10 protein-coding genes are annotated in these 19,167 nt (G+C 71.5%); 5 read left to right on the forward strand and 5 right to left on the reverse strand.

Annotation, left to right across the window (positions count from 1 at the left end; all coding sequences use genetic code 11):
• Window positions 1-5: 5 nt before the first annotated feature.
• Complete coding sequence (locus tag AB0L56_RS24765) at window positions 6-1,193, reverse strand: crosslink repair DNA glycosylase YcaQ family protein (RefSeq protein ID WP_361037653.1); 1,188 nt, start codon at window positions 1,191-1,193, stop codon at window positions 6-8.
• A gap of 49 nt (window positions 1,194-1,242) precedes the next feature.
• On the reverse strand, window positions 1,243-1,812 hold the full coding sequence (locus AB0L56_RS24770) for a GNAT family N-acetyltransferase (RefSeq protein WP_365426519.1): 570 nt from the start codon (window positions 1,810-1,812) through the stop codon (window positions 1,243-1,245).
• Window positions 1,813-2,092: 280 nt separating this feature from the next.
• Here AB0L56_RS24770 and secA point away from each other — a divergent pair, with 280 nt between their 5' ends.
• Window positions 2,093-4,948, forward strand: a complete 2,856-nt coding sequence (secA, locus tag AB0L56_RS24775; protein ID WP_365426522.1) for a preprotein translocase subunit SecA — start codon at window positions 2,093-2,095, stop codon at window positions 4,946-4,948.
• Between the two features lie 132 nt (window positions 4,949-5,080).
• On the opposite strand, the gene AB0L56_RS24780 is transcribed toward secA, so the two are convergent.
• Entirely contained in the window at window positions 5,081-5,686 is a 606-nt protein-coding gene (locus tag AB0L56_RS24780) for an Rv3235 family protein (protein ID WP_365426525.1), read from the reverse strand.
• A 525-nt stretch (window positions 5,687-6,211) separates the two neighbouring features.
• Between AB0L56_RS24780 and AB0L56_RS24785 the strand changes: the two genes are divergently transcribed.
• The 4 genes from AB0L56_RS24785 to AB0L56_RS24800 all read left to right on the forward strand — a co-directional run bounded on the left by AB0L56_RS24785 (window position 6,212) and on the right by AB0L56_RS24800 (window position 14,962).
• On the forward strand, window positions 6,212-6,718 hold the full coding sequence (locus tag AB0L56_RS24785) for a hypothetical protein (protein ID WP_365426528.1): 507 nt from the start codon (window positions 6,212-6,214) through the stop codon (window positions 6,716-6,718).
• 47 nt (window positions 6,719-6,765) lie between these two features.
• Window positions 6,766-7,437 carry an HAD hydrolase-like protein gene (locus AB0L56_RS24790; RefSeq protein WP_365426531.1) on the forward strand — a complete coding sequence of 224 codons (672 nt, stop codon included), beginning with the start codon at window positions 6,766-6,768 and terminating at the stop codon, window positions 7,435-7,437.
• Window positions 7,438-8,272: 835 nt separating this feature from the next.
• Window positions 8,273-13,225, forward strand: coding sequence for an NAD-glutamate dehydrogenase (locus tag AB0L56_RS24795; RefSeq protein ID WP_365426534.1), 4,953 nt, complete (start codon window positions 8,273-8,275; stop codon window positions 13,223-13,225).
• A 222-nt stretch (window positions 13,226-13,447) separates the two neighbouring features.
• Window positions 13,448-14,962 (forward strand): hypothetical protein, encoded by a 1,515-nt coding sequence (locus AB0L56_RS24800; RefSeq protein WP_365426699.1) that lies wholly within the window; start codon window positions 13,448-13,450, stop codon window positions 14,960-14,962.
• 255 nt (window positions 14,963-15,217) lie between these two features.
• On the opposite strand, the gene AB0L56_RS24805 is transcribed toward AB0L56_RS24800, so the two are convergent.
• Complete coding sequence (locus AB0L56_RS24805) at window positions 15,218-16,888, reverse strand: glycosyltransferase family 2 protein (protein ID WP_365426537.1); 1,671 nt, start codon at window positions 16,886-16,888, stop codon at window positions 15,218-15,220.
• Window positions 16,885-19,086 carry a CDP-glycerol glycerophosphotransferase family protein gene (locus AB0L56_RS24810; RefSeq protein WP_365426540.1) on the reverse strand — a complete coding sequence of 734 codons (2,202 nt, stop codon included), beginning with the start codon at window positions 19,084-19,086 and terminating at the stop codon, window positions 16,885-16,887. The genes AB0L56_RS24805 and AB0L56_RS24810 overlap by 4 nt, the downstream gene beginning before the upstream one ends.
• Window positions 19,087-19,167: the final 81 nt, after the last annotated feature.

Here is a 19,167-nt window from a genome sequence, read left to right on the forward strand (position 1 = left end):
CCGATTCAGGCCACGGCCCGGGCGAGCTCCAGAACGAGGGCCTCGCGCAGTTCCGGCGCGTCGACCCGCTCCACGCGGACGTCGGCGCAGTCGACCCAGCCCGCCGCCTCCACCAGCGCCCGGGCCACGGCCGGGACCGCCTTACGGCCCTCCAGCGTGACCTGCTTGGCCACCAGCGTGCGTCCCTCCCGGGCCGGGTCGACCCGGCCGACCAGCCGGCCGCCCGCGAGGACGGGCATCGCGAAATAGCCGTGGACCCGCTTGGGCTTGGGAACGTAGGCCTCCAGGCGGTGGGTGAAGCCGAAGATCCGCTCCGTGCGCGCCCGTTCCCAGACCAGGGAGTCGAACGGGGACAGCAGCGTCGTACGGTGCCGGCCGCGGGGCGCCGTCGCCAGGGCGTCCGGATCCGCCCAGGCCGGCTTCGGCCAGCCCGCCACCGTGACCGGGACCAGGCCCGAATCGGCGATCACCGCGTCGACCTGCTCACCCTTCAAGCGGTGGTAGTCGGCGATGTCCGCGCGTGTGCCGACGCCCAGAGACCGGCCGGCCAGCCGCACCAGGCGGCGCAGGCACTCGGTGTCGTCCAGCTCGTCGTGCAGCAGTTCCGCCGGGATCGCCCGCTCGGCGAGGTCGTAGACCCGCTTCCAGCCGCGACGCTCGACGCACACCACCTCGCCGTACATCAGCGCGCGCTCGACGGCGACCTTGGTCCCGGACCAGTCCCACCACTCACTCGTGCGCTTTGCGCCGCCCAGCTCCGTCGCCGTCAGGGGGCCTTCCGCGCGGAGCTGCTTGATCACCTGCTCGTAGGTGCCGTCGGGGAGCTCGTGGTTCCAGTGCGGCCGGGCGCGGTAGGCGCGGCGGCGGAAGGCGAAGTGCGGCCACTCCTCCACGGGGAGTATGCACGCCGCGTGCGACCAGTACTCGAACGCGTGCGGCGGCCGGGAGCCCTCCGTCCAGTACGCCTCCTCGACGGTCCGGCGCCCCACGGCGCCCAGCCGGGCGTACGGGATGAGCTCGTGGGAGCGGGCCAGGACGGAGATCGTGTCGAGCTGCACCGCGCCCAGGTGGCGGAGGACACCCCGCACGCCGGAGCGGCGGTCCGGGGCGCCGAGGAAGCCCTGGGCGCGCAGCGCGATGCGGCGGGCCTCGTCGGCCGAGAGTTCCGTGGTCGGACGCGGGAGGGTCGTCATACGTGAGCACGATAGAGGGCGCCACTGACACCGGCGGAGGGCCCGGACGTCATCCCCTGCCGGGCACATAGGGCGCCGTGGACGCAAGCCCCAGGTCGGACGGGAGCAGGGAACCCACCCAGCAGTCCCGCAGCACTCCCTTGTTGTTCAGCGAGGAGCGAAGGGTGCCCTCGATGGTGAAGCCCGCGCGTTCGGCAACCGCGCGGGAGGCGACGTTGCCCACTTCCGCGCGCCACTCCACCCGGTCGACCGACATCCGGGTGAAGGCCCAGCGGGAGGCGGCGAGGGCGGCCTCGGTGATGTAGCCGTTGCCCCGGTGCTCCTTCGCCCCCCAGAAGCCGATCTCACCCGTTCCGATGGAGCGCATGGTGATGCCGAGCATGCCGGTGAGCTCGCCGGTGGGCAGGAACACACCGAAGGTGAACATCGAACCGTTCGCCCACCCGTCCGGGGCCATCTGCTCCGTGAACCCCCGCGCGTGCTCGGGAAGGTACGGGGAGGGGATCGTGGTCCAGCGCTGGATGTCCGGGTCCTGGCAGATGGCGTACACGGTGTCGGTGTCCTGCGGGCCGACCGTGCGCAGCAGAAGGCGGTCGGTGGTGAGTGTGACGGGTTCCATCGGCCGATTCTGCTCATGCGGCGGTGGACGGCGCCATCGCTTTCGCCGTGCGTGAGGCGATGATCACCCTTCGCGCAATTCCCCGGTGCGGCGCGGCACCATCCCGGGCCCCGGGACGTTGTCCTTGTGAGGCAGCCGTGAAACGGATAGGAAGCAGCCGACGGTCACCGCACGGCAGGCCTCCCGGCGTGACGGGGTCCTCGCATACGATGGCCGTTGCTCCGTCAGTGAAATTGGAAACCGACCGTCCCAGGCCCGACCGGCAAGGAGACCAACCCCCGTGTCCGTCCTCTCGAAGATCATGCGTGCAGGCGAAGGCAAAATCCTGCGCAAGCTGCACCGCATCGCGGACCAGGTCAACTCCATCGAAGAGGACTTCGAAGGCCTCTCCGACGCCGAGCTGCGGGCCCTCACCGATGAGTACAAGCAGCGGTACGCCGACGGTGAGAGCCTGGACGACCTGCTGCCCGAGGCGTACGCCACCGTCCGCGAGGCCGCCCGGCGCGTGCTGGGCCAGCGGCACTACGACGTCCAGATCATGGGCGGCGCCGCGCTCCACATGGGCTATGTCGCGGAGATGAAGACCGGTGAGGGCAAGACCCTCGTCGGCACCCTGCCGGCGTATCTGAACGCGCTGTCGGGCGAGGGCGTCCACATCATCACGGTCAACGACTACCTGGCCGAGCGCGACTCCGAGATGATGGGCCGCGTCCACCGGTTCCTGGGCCTGAGCGTCGGCTGCATCCTGGCCAACATGACGCCGGCCCAGCGCCGCGAGCAGTACGCGTGCGACATCACCTACGGCACGAACAACGAGTTCGGCTTCGACTACCTGCGCGACAACATGGCGTGGTCGAAGGAGGAGCTCGTCCAGCGCGGCCACAACTTCGCCATCGTCGACGAGGTCGACTCGATCCTCATCGACGAGGCCCGTACGCCGCTGATCATCTCCGGCCCGGCCGACCAGGCCACCAAGTGGTACGGCGACTTCGCCAAGCTGGTCAAGCGGCTCAAGCGCGGTGAGCCCGGCCAGCCGCTCAAGGGCATCGAGGAGACCGGCGACTACGAGGTCGACGAGAAGAAGCGCACGGTCGCCATCCACGAGTCCGGTGTGGCCAAGGTCGAGGACTGGCTGGGCATCGACAACCTGTACGAGTCGGTGAACACCCCGCTCGTGGGCTACCTGAACAACGCCATCAAGGCCAAGGAGCTCTTCAAGCGCGACAAGGACTACGTCATCATCGACGACGAAGTCATGATCGTGGACGAGCACACCGGCCGTATCCTGGCCGGCCGCCGCTACAACGAGGGCATGCACCAGGCCATCGAGGCGAAGGAAGGGGTGCCGATCAAGGACGAGAACCAGACGCTCGCCACGATCACGCTGCAGAACTTCTTCCGCCTCTACAAGCGCCACGACCACAACGGCAAGGAGATCCCCGGCCTGTCCGGCATGACCGGTACGGCGATGACCGAGGCCGCCGAGTTCCACCAGATCTACAAGCTCGGCGTGGTGCCCATCCCGACCAACCGGCCGATGGTCCGCAAGGACCAGTCCGACCTGATCTACCGCACCGAGGTCGCCAAGTTCGAGGCGGTCGTCGACGACATCCAGGAGAAGCACCGCAAGGGGCAGCCGATCCTCGTCGGCACGACGTCGGTGGAGAAGTCCGAGTACCTCTCGCAGCAGCTCAGCAAGCGCGGCATCCAGCACGAGGTGCTGAACGCCAAGCACCATGAGCGCGAGGCGCAGATCGTCGCCCAGGCGGGCCGCAAGGGCAGCGTCACGGTGGCGACCAACATGGCCGGCCGTGGTACCGACATCAAGCTCGGCGGCAACCCCGAGGACCTCGCCGAGGCGGAGCTGCGCCAGCGCGGCCTCGACCCCGAGGAGCACATCGAGGAATGGGCGCACGCCCTGCCCGAGGCGCTCGCGCGGGCCGAGGAGGCGGTCAAGGCCGAGAAGGACGAGGTCGAGAAGATCGGCGGCCTGTACGTCCTCGGCACCGAGCGGCACGAGTCGCGGCGCATCGACAACCAGCTGCGCGGTCGTTCCGGCCGTCAGGGCGACCCCGGCGAGTCCCGTTTCTACCTCTCGCTCGGCGACGACCTGATGCGTCTGTTCAAGGCCCAGATGGTCGAGCGCGTGATGTCCATGGCGAACGTGCCGGACGACGTGCCGATCGAGAACAAGATGGTGACGCGCGCCATCGCGTCAGCCCAGTCGCAGGTGGAGACGCAGAACTTCGAGACGCGTAAGAACGTCCTGAAGTACGACGAGGTGCTCAACCGGCAGCGTGAGGTCATCTACGGCGAGCGCCGCCGCGTCCTGGAGGGCGAGGACCTGCAGGAGCAGATCCACCACTTCATGGACGACACCATCGACGACTACGTCAAGGCGGAGACCGCCGAGGGCTTCCCCGAGGACTGGGACCTGGACCGGCTGTGGGGCGCCTTCAAGCAGCTCTACCCGGTGAGCGTCACCATCGAGGAGCTGGAGGAGGAGGCCGGCGACCGGGCCGGGCTGACGGCCGAGTTCATCGCCGAGTCCATCAAGGACGACATCCGCGCCCAGTACGAGGCCCGCGAGGCGCAGCTCGGCTCCGAGATCATGCGTGAGCTGGAGCGGCGGGTCGTGCTGTCGGTCCTGGACCGCAAGTGGCGCGAGCACCTCTACGAGATGGACTACCTCCAGGAGGGCATCGGCCTGCGCGCGATGGCGCAGAAGGACCCGCTGGTCGAGTACCAGCGTGAGGGCTTCGACATGTTCCAGGCCATGATGGACGGCATCAAGGAGGAGTCCGTCGGCTATCTGTTCAACCTGGAGGTCCAGGTCGAGCAGCAGGTCGAGGAGGTCCCGGTCGAGGAGGCCGAGGAGGTCAAGCCGGTCGCCGACCTGGAGAAGAAGGAGGCGGTGCCCGCGCAGGCGGGACCCCGTCCGGAGATCCGCGCGAAGGGGCTGGACGCCCCGCAGCGGCGGAACCTGCACTTCTCGGCGCCGACGGTGGACGGCGAGGGTGGCACCATCGAGGGTGACTTCGCCACCGGCGACGAGCCGGTGCGTTCCGAGGCGGACGGCCTCACCCGCGCGGAGCGCCGCAAGCAGGCGCGGGGCGGGCGTCGCCGCAAGAAGTGAGCCGTGCCGCTCCGGTGACGGAGCGGCCGTGGGACGGGCCGAGGGCCGGGCACCTTGCTGGTGCCCGGCCCTCGGCGTGTCCGGGCGCTCGGGAGGGCGTGTCCGGGCGCTCGGAGGGCCTCTCCGGGTCGCTCAGCGGGCGTCCGCGCGGCGTTGGCGGGGGACGCCCAGCTCCACGGCGGTGCAGCGCCAGCGCAGGTCGCGTCCGCGCTCCAGCCGGAAGGCCATGGCGCGCAGCCTGTCCCCGGCGCCGATCCGGGCGAACGCCTCGATGGCGCCCTCGCGGGGCTCGAAATAGCCGATGTCGCGGACGACCGGGCGGGTACCGCGGGTGCGCAGCGGCCCGCGCTCGGCGAGCCGGATCAGCTCGTCATAGGCCGGGCCGGCGGTATGCCGCAGCATCGCGTGCACGGGCCGCTGCCCGCTCAGAACGGCGAGGAGGAGTTCGGCGAAGCGGTCGGTGGGGCGGGGCTGAGGAACGACGGGCCGCCGGGTGGGCCGGTCCCGGTCGGCCGCCCGCGGTACGACGACGGCTCCTGCGGCGTTCCCGGAGCCCCGTCCCGGGGCCCCGGTCCGCCGCACCCGGGCTGCCCGGGCGGGCGGACGGTTGTCGGCGGGCCGGGTGGAACGACCGACGGCGGCGGGCCGGCGCCCGCCGGGAGAGGGCGCGGACGCGCGCCTGACGGTGGGGGTGCGGGGAGGGGTGGTCCCGGTGGCGGGGAGGGTGGGGGACGGCACTGCGTCGGGGGAGGGGGCGGGGGCGGTCCTTGCTGGTGGGAGCGGTCGGTTCTCGGTGGGGGGAGGGGCGGGCCTTGTCGGGGACGGGAGAGGCGGTTCGGCGGCCGCGGACGGCGTGGGCCGGGCCGGGGCCGTCCGGATGGGCAGCGGGTGGCTTGTGGTGGGGGGTGGCGTGAGGGTGGGGCGGTGTCTGGTCATGACCTTGCGCATGGGGGACCCCGTTCGACGGGCCCGGGCCGGCCGGGGAGCCGGTGATACCGGGCAGTAACTTCGCGGTTGGAGACCTTGTACGGCGCGGTGACGGACGGGAGCAAGCAGGGGTGAGGTGGGCCGGGGCGGTCGTGCAATTCACTTATCAGGGTGATCGGCGTCGTCTCCGCCCCGTGTCCTGGCGGGTGCACCGGGTGACTTCCAGGACCGGAGTTGACGCGTCCGGGGGTGTGGGCAGGGACTCGATGGGGGACGCCGGGACGTATCCTGATGGCCCTTGCGGAGCCACTCCGACCCACACGAAAGCGGCTGATCATGCGCGTCTACGTCCCCCTGACCCTCCCCGGGCTCGCCGAGGCGTACAAGACGGGTCAGCTGGCGGACGGGCCGCTGCTCGCCTACGCCGTCACACCCGCGCTGCGCGAGTGGTACCTCTCCGACGACATCGAGGAACTGGAGTACGCCGCGCTGAGCCGCGCCGCGCTGGCCTCCCTGCGGCTGCTGGCGGCGGACCCCGATGCGCCGCGGCGCCGGGTCGTGGTCGCGGTGGATGTGCCCGACGGCGCGGCCCAGTACGACCCGGACCGGGGCCTGGACCCGGCCGCGCTCGGCGAGGTGCGGGTCTCCGGGACCGTACGGCTGGCAGAGGCGGCCGCGGTGCACGTGGACGCGGCGGACGCGGAGGCGGACGTGGCGGCCGCGGTGGACGCGCTGCCCGCGGCGGATGCCGGTGACGACGACGCGCAGTTCGCGGTGGACGGGGCGGAGGACCACGAGCTGCTGTGGTACGCCACCCAGGAGATCCCCCGCCTCGTGGGCTGAGCTGCGGCTCCTGCCGGATGTCGGTGGGGGCGGGTACGTTTTCCGGCATGGGGATGCACACGGACGCACACATCGTCTGGGACTGGAACGGCACGCTGTTCCACGACGTCGACGCGGTCATCGGCGCGACGAACGCGGCCTTCGCCGAGCTGGGACTGGAGCCGCTCACCCTGGAGCGGTACCGGGAGCTGTACTGCGTACCGGTGCCGAAGTTCTACGAGCGGCTGATGGGGCGGGTGCCGAGTGAGGCCGAGTGGGAGCTGATGGACAGCACCTTCCACCGGTACTACACGGAGCACCGGGTGCGCTGCGGGCTTGCCGAGGGTGTGGTGGAGCTGCTGGCGGAGTGGGCGGGGGCCGGCCGCAGCCAGTCGATTCTCAGCATGTACGGGCATGAGGACCTGGTGCCGCTGGTGAGGGGCTTCGGGATCGAGCCGCACTTCGTACGGGTGGACGGGCGGACCGGGCCGTCGGGCGGCAGCAAGGCGGAGCACATGGTGCGGCACCTCGCTGCGCTGACGGGGGTGGAGCCTTCGCGGACGGTGGTGATCGGGGACGCGGCGGATGATGCGGTGGCTGCGGCGCATGCGGGGGCGCGGGCGGTTCTGTACACCGGGGGGTCGCATGGGCGGGCGAGTCTGGAGGCGGTGGGGGTGCCGGTGGTGGATTCGTTGCGGGAGGCGGTTGTGGTGGCGGAGCGGTTGGTGGTGGCGGCGTGAGGTGAGGCTGGGGCGCGTGCAGCGGGGCCCGGGGTTCGGCTGGGACGGGGGGCCGGGGGGTGTTGCGCAGCCCGGCGTGGGCGGGGCTGCCCGGGGCCGGGGAGTGTGCGCAGCCCGGCGTTGGCGGGGTGCCGCTGCGCCCACCCGTGCCGCCCCAGCGGCACGACTGCCCGCAGCTGCAGTGGTGTGCAGTGCGCCCGCCCGGGGCCGGGGGGTGTGCGCAGCCCGGCGTTGGCGGGGTGCCGCTGCGCCCACCCGTGCCGCCCCAGCGGCACGACTGCCCGCAGCTGCGGTGGTGTGCAGTGCGCCCGCCCGGGGCCGGGGGGGTGTGCGCAGCCCGGCGTTGGCGGGGTGCCGCTGCGCCCACCCGTGCCGCCCCAGCGGCACGACTGCCCGCAGCTGCGGTGGTGACGGCTGCGCGCAGCCTGTGGCGGTGACGGCTGCGCGCGGTTGTGGTGGTGTGCACTGTGCAGAACGTCAAAGTTTGGGGGCTGGTTTTGTACACATACGGCTCATGACGGGGTACCTGTAGGGGGCGATAGCCTTAGTGGCGTGATCAGCGCGATAGCTCGCGGGGGCCTGTACGTCCCCGTTGTGCGCCCGGCGAGCACGGACGACATCCGTGACCGGGTGGCAGCCGCTGGTCTTCGCGGGCGGCATGGGACGCGGCGCACTCCAGGGGGGCAGGCGTCACGGAGAGCAGAGTCACACCCGTCCGGCGCACCGAATTCGGCCGAGAAGCCCCCGCTCACTTCATCTCGCGGCATACCGTCGAGGTCGGAGACCGTACATCCTTCTACGTCACGCAACGGCGCGCGACAGGAGCCAGAGGACCATGCAGACCAAGCTGGACGAAGCCAAGGCCGAGCTGCTCGACAGGGCCGCCCGGGTAGCTGAGAACAGCCCGGCCGGGGGGAAACTGCCGACTGGGACGACGGACAAGGGCATGCCCGACCGGGACACCGTGCTCGAGTTTCTCCAGCGCTACTACCTGCACACCGCCCCGGAGGACCTGACCGACCGCGACCCGGTCGACCTCTTCGGAGCAGCCGTCTCGCACTTCCGGCTCGCCGAGAGCCGGCCCCAGGGCACCGCCAACGTCCGGGTGCACACCCCGACCGTCGAGGAGAACGGCTGGACGTGCAGCCACTCCGTCGTCGAGGTGGTCACCGACGACATGCCCTTCCTGGTCGACTCCGTCACCAACGAGCTGACCCGCCAGGGCCGCGGCATCCACGTCGTCATCCACCCGCAGATCGTGGTGCGCCGGGACGTCACCGGCAAGCTGATCGAGGTGCTCACCGCTCCGGCCGGCGGCGACCTCCCCCAGGACAGCCACGACCTGCCGCACGACGCGCACGTCGAGTCCTGGATCCACGTGGAGATCGACCGCGAGACGGACCGCGGCGACCTCAAGCAGATCACCGCCGATCTGCTGCGGGTCCTGTCCGACGTCCGTGAGGCCGTCGAGGACTGGGGCAAGATGCGCCAGGCCGCGACCGCGCTGGCCGAGGCGCTGCCCGACGAGCCCCTCCCCGGCGACCTGCCCGAGCAGCAGGTCGAGGAGGCCCGCGAGCTGCTGCGCTGGCTCGCCGACGACCACTTCACCTTCCTCGGCTACCGGGAGTACGAGCTGCGCGAGGACGACTCGCTCGCCGCCGTCCCCGGCACCGGCCTCGGCATCCTGCGCTCCGACCCGCACCACGCCACCGACGAGGACCACCCGGTCAGCCCGTCCTTCGAGCGGCTGCCCGCCGACGCCCGCGCCAAGGCGCGCGAGCACAACCTGCTGGTGCTGACCAAGGCCAACAGCCGGGCCACCGTGCACCGGCCGTCGTACCTGGACTACATCGGCGTCAAGAAGTTCGACGCGGACGGCAACGTCGTCGGTGAGCGGCGCTTCCTCGGACTGTTCTCGTCGGCTGCCTACACCGAGTCCGTGCGCCGGGTGCCGGTGATCCGGCGCAAGGTCGAGGAGGTCCTGGAGCGGGCCGGTTTCTCCCCGCACAGCCACGACGGGCGCGACCTGCTCCAGATCCTGGAGACCTACCCGCGCGACGAGCTGTTCCAGACCCCGGCGGACGAGCTCCAGTCCATCGTGACCTCGGTGCTCTACCTCCAGGAGCGCCGCCGGCTGCGGCTCTACCTGCGCCAGGACGAGTACGGGCGCTACTACTCGGCCCTCGTCTACTTGCCGCGCGACCGCTACACCACCGGTGTGCGCCTGCGGATCATCGACATCCTCAAGGAGGAGCTCGGCGGCATCAGCGTCGACTTCACCGCCTGGAACACCGAGTCGGTCCTCTCCCGGCTGCACTTCGTGGTCCGCGTCCCGCAGGGCACCGAACTGCCGGAGCTGTCCGACGCCGACAAGGAGCGCATCGAGGCGCGGCTGGTGGAGGCCGCCCGCTCCTGGGCCGACGGCTTCAGCGAGGCGCTGAACGCCGAGTTCGGCGAGGAGCGCGCCGCCGAGCTGCTGCGCCGCTACGCGGGCGCCTTCCCCGAGGGCTACAAGGCCGACCACACCCCGCGCAGCGCGGTCGCCGACCTGGCCAGAGTCGAGCTGCTCGACGAACAGCGGGACTTCGAGCTCAGCCTGTACGAGCCGGTCGGCGCCGCCCCCGAGGAGCGCCGCTTCAAGATCTACCGCAAGGGGGAGGCCGTCTCCCTGTCCGCGGTGCTGCCCGTGCTCCAGCGGCTCGGCGTCGAGGTCGTCGACGAGCGGCCGTACGAGCTGCGCTGCTCGGACCGGAGCGTGGCCTGGATCTACGACTTCGGTCTGCGCATGCCCAAGGCGCCCGGCGGCGGGCTGGACTACCTCGGTGACGACGCCCGCGAGCGCTTCCAGGAGGCCTTCGCGGCGACCTGGACCGGCCAGGCGGAGAACGACGGCTTCAACGCCCTGGTCCTCAGCGCCGGGCTGACCTGGCGGCAGGCCATGGTGCTGCGGGCGTACGCGAAGTACCTGCGCCAGGCGGGTTCCACCTTCAGCCAGGACTACATGGAGGACACCCTCCGCCACAACGTCCACACCACCCGGCTGCTCGTCTCCCTGTTCGAGGCGCGGATGTCGCCGGACCGGCAGCGCGCCGGGTACGAGCTGGTGGACGCCCTGCTGGAAGAGGTCGACGCCGCCCTCGACCAGGTGGCCTCGCTGGACGAGGACCGCATCCTGCGCTCCTTCCTCACCGTCATCAAGGCGACGCTGCGCACCAACTTCTTCCAGGAGGCGAGCGGCGGGGTGCCGCACGACTACGTCTCCATGAAGTTCGACCCGCAGGCCATCCCGGACCTCCCGGCGCCGCGTCCGGCGTTCGAGATCTGGGTGTACTCGCCGCGCGTCGAGGGCGTGCACCTGCGCTTCGGCAAGGTCGCGCGCGGCGGCCTGCGCTGGTCGGACCGCCGTGAGGACTTCCGTACGGAGATCCTCGGCCTGGTCAAGGCGCAGATGGTGAAGAACACGGTCATCGTGCCGGTCGGCGCCAAGGGCGGCTTCGTCGCCAAGCAGCTGCCCGACCCGAACGTCGACCGGGACGCCTGGATGGCGGAGGGCATCGCCAGCTACCGGACGTTCATCTCGGCGCTGCTCGACATCACCGACAACATGGTGGCCGGCGAGGTCGTGCCCCCGGCGGACGTCGTCCGGCACGACGAGGACGACACCTACCTCGTCGTCGCCGCCGACAAGGGCACCGCCAAGTTCTCCGACATCGCCAACGAGGTCGCCGAGTCCTACAACTTCTGGCTCGGCGACGCCTTCGCCTCCGGCGGCAGCGCGGGCTACGACCACAAGGGCATGGGCATCACCGCCCGCGGTGCCTGGGAGTCCGTCAAGCGGCACTTCCGGGAGCTGGGCGTGGACACCCAGACCCAGGACTTCACGGTCGTCGGCATCGGCGACATGTCCGGTGACGTGTTCGGCAACGGCATGCTGCTCAGCGAGCACATCCGGCTGGTCGCCGCCTTCGACCACCGGCACATCTTCATCGACCCGAACCCCGACGCGGCCGTCTCCTACGCCGAGCGCCGCCGCCTGTTCGAGCTGCCGCGCAGCTCCTGGGCCGACTACAACACCGAGCTGCTCTCGGCCGGCGGCGGGATCTTCCCGCGCAGCGCCAAGTCCATCCCGCTCAACGCCCAGATCCGCGAGGCCCTCGGCATCGACCCCGAGGTCACCAAGATGACCCCGGCGGATCTGATGAAGGCGATCCTGACCTCGCCGGTGGACCTGCTGTGGAACGGCGGCATCGGCACGTACGTCAAGGCGTCCACGGAGTCCAACGCCGACGTCGGCGACAAGGGCAACGACGCCATCCGCGTGGACGGCAGGGACCTGCGGGTCGCGGTCGTCGGCGAGGGCGGCAACCTGGGCATGACCCAGCTCGGCCGGATCGAGTTCGCGCTGCACGGCGGCCGGCTCAACACCGACGCCATCGACAACAGCGCGGGCGTCGACACCTCCGACCACGAGGTGAACATCAAGATCCTGCTGAACGGTCTGGTCAAGGACGGCGACATGACCGTCAAGCAGCGCAACAAGCTGCTCGCCGAGATGACCGACGACGTCGGCCGGATGGTGCTGCGCGCCAACTACGCGCAGAACACCGCCATCGCCAACGCGCTGGCCCAGTCCAAGGACATGCTCCACGCCCAGCAGCGCTTCCTGAAGCACCTGGTGCGCGAGGGCCACCTCGACCGGGCTCTGGAGTTCCTGCCCACCGACCGCCAGATCCGCGAGCGGCTCGCCTCCGGGCAGGGCCTGACCGGACCGGAGACGGCCGTCCTGCTCGCCTACACCAAGATCACGGTCGCCGAGGAGCTGCTGCACACCTCGCTGCCCGACGACCCGTATCTGAAGGTGCTGCTGCACGCCTACTTCCCGGCGGCGCTGCGCGAGCAGTTCCCCGACCGGATCGACAGCCACCCGCTGCGCCGTGAGATCACCACGACGGTGCTGGTCAACGACACGGTCAACACGGGCGGTACGACGTATCTGCACCGGATGCGCGAGGAGACCGGCGCGTCGCTGGAGGAGATCGTCCGGGCGCAGACGGCGGCCCGTGCGATCTTCCGCTCCTCACAGGTGTGGGACGCGGTCGAGGCCCTCGACAACAAGGTCGACGCGGAGGTCCAGACCCGGATCCGCCTGCACTCGCGCCGGCTGGTGGAGCGCGGTACGCGCTGGCTGCTCAACAACCGGCCGCAGCCGCTCGAGCTCGCGGAGACGGTGGAGTTCTTCGCCGAGCGCGTGGAGCAGGTCTGGTCCCAGCTGCCGAAGCTGCTGCGCGGCGCGGATCTGGACTGGTACCAGAAGATCTACGACGAGCTGAGCGGCGCCGGTGTCCCCGACGAGCTGGCCACCCGGGTCGCCGGGTTCTCCTCCGCCTTCCCGACGCTCGACATCGTGTCGGTGGCCGACCGGATGGGCAAGGAGCCGCTGGACGTCGCCGAGGTGTACTACGACCTCGGTGACCGGCTGCGCATCACCCAGTTGATGGACCGCATCATCGAGCTGCCGCGCGCCGACCGCTGGCAGTCCATGGCCCGCGCGGCGATCCGCGAGGACCTGTACGCGGTACACGCGGCGGTGGCCTCGGATGTGCTGGCGGTGGGCAACGGGTCGTCGACGCCGCAGCAGCGGTTCGAGGTGTGGGAGCGGCACAACGCGGCGCTGCTGGGGCGGGCGCGGACCACCCTCGAGGAGATCCACGGGTCCGACGCGTTCGATCTTGCCAACCTGTCGGTGGCGATGCGGACTATGCGGACGCTGCTGCGGTCGCACACGTAGGCGGCTTACGCGCGCGGGGCGCGTGTGGGTCGCGTGTGGTCGAGGGGCGCTTCGGATCTTGGGTCCGGGGCGCCCCTCGGGGTTGTTTGGTGCGTGGTTGGGTGGCTAATGGGTGGGGTCAGGGCATTTGTGGGTTATGCCTGATGTGTGAATGTCCGATTCCTATCGTCTGCTGGTTCGGGGAGGGCTGGTGCGCGCCGTGCCCCGGCTCATCCGGCGGCCATCGGCCGGACCATAGCCCAGGCCGCCGCCGCACTCGTGCTGGTCCTGCTGGTCCTGCTGGTCGTACGGCTTCCCTGGGCCGGTGACCTGGGTATACACGCGGCGACCGTGCAGCGGCTGCGGCACAGCCTGCTCGACCCCGGCAATCCGCTCGTCGACGCGGACACACCGAGCCCCTACTACTCGCCATGGATGCTGGTGCTCGGCGGGACAGCCCGGGTGACGGGGCTGGACGTGTTCACGGTGCTGCGGCTTGCTGGCGCGGCCGGGCTGGTGCTGCTGGTGACTGGCATATGGCGGTACATACGCACGCTGAGCGCGCATCCGGCCGCGCCCGCGCTCGCCCTTCTGAGCCTGCTGCTCCTGTGGGGGACGACACCGTTCCTGTGGAGCGGCTTCCTGGGGCTCAACTCGCTGGCGCTCACGGTGGCGTACCCGAGCACGTTCACCCTTGGGCTCGCCTTTCACTTCTGGGCGTGGCTGACCGGGGCATTGCGCGGGAACGCGGGCGGTGGGTGGGGGGTGTGGCTCGGCCTCGGGGTGCTGTGGGGGGTGATCCTGCTCTGCCACCAGTTCTCGGGGGTTGTGGCCTCGGTGGGGGCAGTTGCCACGGTGGTCGCGGCGCGGGCTTCCGGGCGGGGTGTGTGGCTCCGGCTGGGGGTCGCCGTGGCGGCCGGGGTGGTGGTGTTGTGGGCGTGGCCCTACTACGACTTCTTCGCGCTGCTCCGCGCAGGGGAGGGGCTGGAGTCGGTGCATCGCGTGTTGTACGCGGAACCGGTCGCGCGGTACGGGCTGGTGCTGGTCGGGGTGGCGGCGTTGGTACCGCGGTGGCTGCGCGATCGCAGGGATCCGCTGGTGGTCTTCTTTGGGCTGGGAGCGCTGGTTGTCTCGGCGGGGTGGTTGACCGGGCACTACTCGTGGGGGCGGGCGTTGTCTGCGGCGTTGGTGCCGGCGCAGTTGGGGGCGGCGCTGGCGGTGGTGGGGGCGGAGCGGTCTGTGGGGGCTGCGGTGGCGGGCTCGGGGTCGGTGGGGGCTTCGGGGGTGGGGCGGCGGCGGTGGGTGCGGGGTGGGTGGGCGGTTCTGGTGGGCGGGGCGCTGCTGGTCGGCGGGTGGGCGCAGGTGGGGACGCTCGGGTACGTGGTTCCGCGGGATGGCCTGCCGGAGGTGGTGGAGGAGCGGTATCGGGTGCCGTGGGCGGGGTACCGGTGGATCACTCCGTGGGTGCGGTACGGGGACGTGGTCATGGCCGAGGGGCGGTCGGCGCGGCAGGTTCCGGCGTACGGGGCGTATACGGTCGCCCCTGGGTATCCCGACTTCTTCCTGTCGGATGAGGGGCGGCGGGCCGCGCTCACGGATGTGTACTTCGCGGAGCGGACGCCGGAGTCTGTGCGGCGGGAGGTGGAGCGGGAGTTCGGGGTGCGGTGGGTGGTGGATCGGCGGGGGGTGCTGGGCGGTACGGCGTTGCGGGTGGTGGCGCGGGGGCCGGAGGGGGAGGTGCTGTATGCGGTGCCGTGAGGTGGGGGTGGGGTGGTGGGGTGGTGTTGTGGGTTTTTCGCCCCCGCCGCCCCTTCCCGTCCCGTCCCCGGGGGCAGGCCCCCGGACCCCCTTTCGGCCCTGACGGGCCTCGTCCTCAAACGCCGGACGGGCTGTGGGGGGCGGGCGTCGTCCTCAAGCGCGGGACGGGCTGTGGGGGCGGGCGTCGTTCTCAAGCGCCGGGTGGGCTGTGGGGGCGGGTCTCGTTCTCAAGCGCCGGGTGGGCTGTGGGGGTGGTCAGCGCAGGGCGCTGGACACGAGGTGGGCTGCTTGGCGGGCCTTGGGGTGGGATAGGCGGGTGGCTAGGGGGCGGAGGGTTGCTGTGAGGCCGGTGGGGGTCCAGCGGATTTGGAGGCGGCCGGGGCCGTGGCCCTCTGGTTCGATCGTGACGTGGTGCGGGGTTGCGCGGGAATGGTAGGGGACGCGGGCCGTGAGGGGCGGGAAGTCGAGGGGGGCCAGTAGCACGCCGCGGTTGCTGTGGCCGCCGCAGGTGAGCCGGACCACGGGGTGACGCACCCCCGCGAAGCCGTGCAGCGGGAGGCGTGCCGTCGCCGGGTCGAGCCGGACCCGGCCCTCGAAGACGCCGGGCCGTACCGGTGAGAGCCGGAAGGGCACGGTGAGACGGTGCCGGCCGGGGGAGATGAGGAGGCTCGCGCGCTGGGGGCCGACGGGGAGGCGCAGGGAGGGGTCGTAGGTGCGTACGGCCAGGTCGACGGAGATGCCGGGGCCCCGGACGATCTCCGTGATCTCATGGCGGAACTGGGCGCCGAAGAACGGGCGGGTGGCCGGTTCGAATTCCGTGAGGTCCAGTTCGCGGCGGGCCCCGGCGGACTCGGGGACGCGGTCGCCCCAGTAGGTGCGGCCGTCCGCGTCGGTGGTCAGCCGCCTCGGGGCGACGGAGTGGGCCAGGCCCCGGGCGGCGAGCCGGGCGTCGGCGAAGCGGCGGTCGCGGATCAGTTGGAGTACCACCCGTTCGCAGCGGGGGAGCCGGGCGTACGCGCCGGGGGACAGGGTCTCCAGATAGGGGTTCACCAGGTCCGCGAAGGCGGCGAGCCACTCCTCGTCCCGGTAGGGGAGGTCGCCCGCGTACATCCGGAAGTCGTGCTTCAGGAACTTGTGGTCCTTGTCCTCGCGCAGCGCCTCGTGCCCGCTCTCCACCAGGAACGCGTCGATCAGCCGCTGCACATGGATCCGGTCGCGGACGTTGGTGAGCAGATGCCGCTGATTGGAGATGGACGCCGCGTCGGAGCCCGCGTACGGGGCGACGTACCAGTGGTACACGGGCTCGGGGATGATCGTGAACCGTTTCGCCAGGCAGTAGGCCTGCGCCGTGAACAGCTGGTCCTCGTAGTGGATGCCCTCGGGGAAGCGCAGGTCGTACCGGTCGAGGAAGGCGCGGGCGTACATCTTGCTGGTCGACAGGTGCTCGAAGAACAGGCGCGGGTCGTCCTCGATGCCGTCCAGGGTGCGGCGCTCCTCCACGAGGTGCGGCATCCAGGTGGAGCGGCGGCCGGTGTCCACCCGGATCCGCCGTACCGCGCCCATCGCGAAGTCGATGTCGCGTTGGCGGTGCGCGGCGAGCAGGGAGGCGACCGCGTCCGGGGGGAGCTCGTCGTCGCTGTCCAGGAACATCAGGTAGGGCGCCCGCGCGATCTCCAGGGCGCGGTTGCGCGGCACGCTGCATCCGCCGCTGTTCTGCGGCAGCCGCAGGTACCGGATGCGCGGGTCCCCGGCCGCCAGTGCCCGGGCCACCCGGGGTGTGTCGTCCGTCGAGTGGTCGTCGCTGACGATGATCTCGAGGTTGCGGTGGGTCTGGCGGCGTACGGACTCCACCGCGCGGGGGAGCCGTTGGGCGTCGTTGTGCACGATCACCGTGACGGTGACGTCGGGGATCCGCGCGGTGCTCATGACGCGGTCGCCTCCTCGGGGGCGGGCGCCGGGGTGCGTTCCTCGACCGGCAGCACCGGCGGCAGCGATGCCTCGTCCTGGCCGAGGAAGACACGGCGTACGACGCGTTCGGCGGCGCGGCCGTCGTCGTACTCGCAGAACCGGCGGCGGCAGGCCGCCCGCGCCTTCGCCGCGCTCTCGTCGTGCCAGGCGTCGGTGGTGAGGATCTCGGTCAGTTCCTCCTGGGTGCGGGCGACGGGTCCGGGCGCCTCGGCCATGAGGTCGAAGTAGACACCGCGCGTGGTGCGGTACGTCTCCCAGTCGTCCGCGTGGATGACGATCGGGCGGTCCAGGTTGGCGTAGTCGAACATGATCGACGAGTAGTCGGTGACGAGGGCGTCGGCGGCCAGGCACAGCTCCTCGACCGGGTCGTAGGCCGAGACGTCCACGATGCGGCCGGAGCGGCGCAGCCCGGTGAGCGGGGAGGCGCAGGCGTCGTCGTAGAAGTAGTGGGCGCGCACCAGCAGGACGGTGTCCTCGCCGAGGCGGTCGGCGAGGGCGGCGAGGTCCAGGCGCGGCGTCCAGCCGGCCTCGTAGTCGCGGTGCGTGGGCGCGTACAGGACGGCCCGGCGGCCGGGCGCGATGCCGAGGCGTTCGCGGACCGCGCGGATGTCGCCGGCCCCGGCCGTGTAGAAGACGTCGTTGCGCGGATAGCCGTAGTCGAGCGAGACGAACCGGGCCGGGTAGGCCCTCTCCCACATGCGGGTGGTGTGGCTGTTGCTGGAGACGCTGTAGTCCCATTTGTCGACGCGCTCCAGCAGGGCGTCGAAGTCCAGCCCCTGCGCGGCGGCGGGGAACGGCATCTGGTCCAGGCCCATGCGCTTGAGCGGGGTGCCGTGGTGGGTCTGGAGGTGCACGGCGTCGGGGCGTTTGACCACCGCGTTCGGGAAGTTCACATTGTTGACGAGGTACTTCGCGGTGGCCATCACCTCCCAGTAGCGGCGGGTGCCGGGGATCACGTGGTCGGTGCGGGGCGGGAGGAGGGCCGCGTTCCGCTCGGTCACCACCCACACGGGGTGGATGTCCGGGGCGAGCCGGGCGAGTTCGGCGGCGATCGCGGCGGGATTGCAGGCGACCCCCCGGTTCCAGTAGGCGGAGAACACCGCGAGGCGGGGGTCGACGGGGCGGCGCAGGGCCCTGCGGTACTGGGCGTAGCGGACCCGGGCGCCGGCCTCGCGCTTTCCCGCGCGCACCGTGGACAGTACGGCGCGACGGGCGCGGTTGGCGGTCTGGAAGGCGCGGTACTTGGTGTAGGCGTCCTCCTCGAGCAGCGAGCGGCGGATGCCCTCCGGGCCGGCGGGGCGGCGGTGGCCTTCGGGGCGGCGGCGCAGTGCGGCGAGCGACGCACGGTGGAAGAACTCCTCGGCCACGTCGTCGGGCATGTGACCGCGGGCGAAGGTGCGCAGACAGTCCCGGACCATGATCTCGTAGAGCACGGTGTAGACGGCGGGGCGTTCCCGCGCGAGGTCGAGGAGGCGCTCGTAGCGGTCGACGATCGCGAAGTGCTGCTCGGGGGTGGCCGGGGGGAGGCTCGCGGGGCGCAGCCTGCGGTCCTCGTGGGCGATGTGCGGCAGGCAGGCGACGCGGTCGGCGAGCAGCAGGGCGGCGAGGGCGGCCTCCGGCTCGTTGTCGGTGGTGAGCCGCTCCTCGTGGGCCCGCCAGAAGCCGGTGCGCAGGACGCGGGTGCCGAGCAGCGGGTTCAGCCGCAGCAGGTAGGCGCTGTCGTCGAGGGTGAGTTCGGTGCGGCGCGCGCGGGTCAGGAGGGGGCCGTCCGCGGAGGGCAGCCCGGAGCTGCGCCAGGTGCTGCGGAGGTGGTCGACGAGCAGGACGTCGACGGTGCCGGGGAGCCCGGCGGCCCGCTCGGCGACGGTGCGCGAACTACCGGGCGGCAGGCCGTCCTTGGAGCGGACGAAGTGCAGCCAGCGGCCGGTGGCCCGGGCGGCCCCCGCCGCCCGGGCCACCGCGTCTGACGTGCCGTCGGGCAGCGGCAGCACCTGGACGCGGGCGGCGTGCCGCTCCGCCGTCTCCCGGGCCCAGTCCCCGACGGCGGCGACGACGACCTCGACGTCCGGGAGAGGACGGGCGGCGAGCGAGTCGAGGAGGCCGGTCAGGTGGTCCTGGGTGTTCGGCCCGTGGACGATGACGCTGAGCTCGGGCATCGAGGGGCTCCTTCCGCTACGCGTCGCTCCGGACGGTCCTCTTCGGTCATATTGACACCAATGTGACGAAGCGGATGCGGG

The sequence above is a fragment of the Streptomyces sp. NPDC052079 genome (genome assembly GCF_040680275.1).
GTDB lineage: Bacteria > Actinomycetota > Actinomycetes > Streptomycetales > Streptomycetaceae > Streptomyces.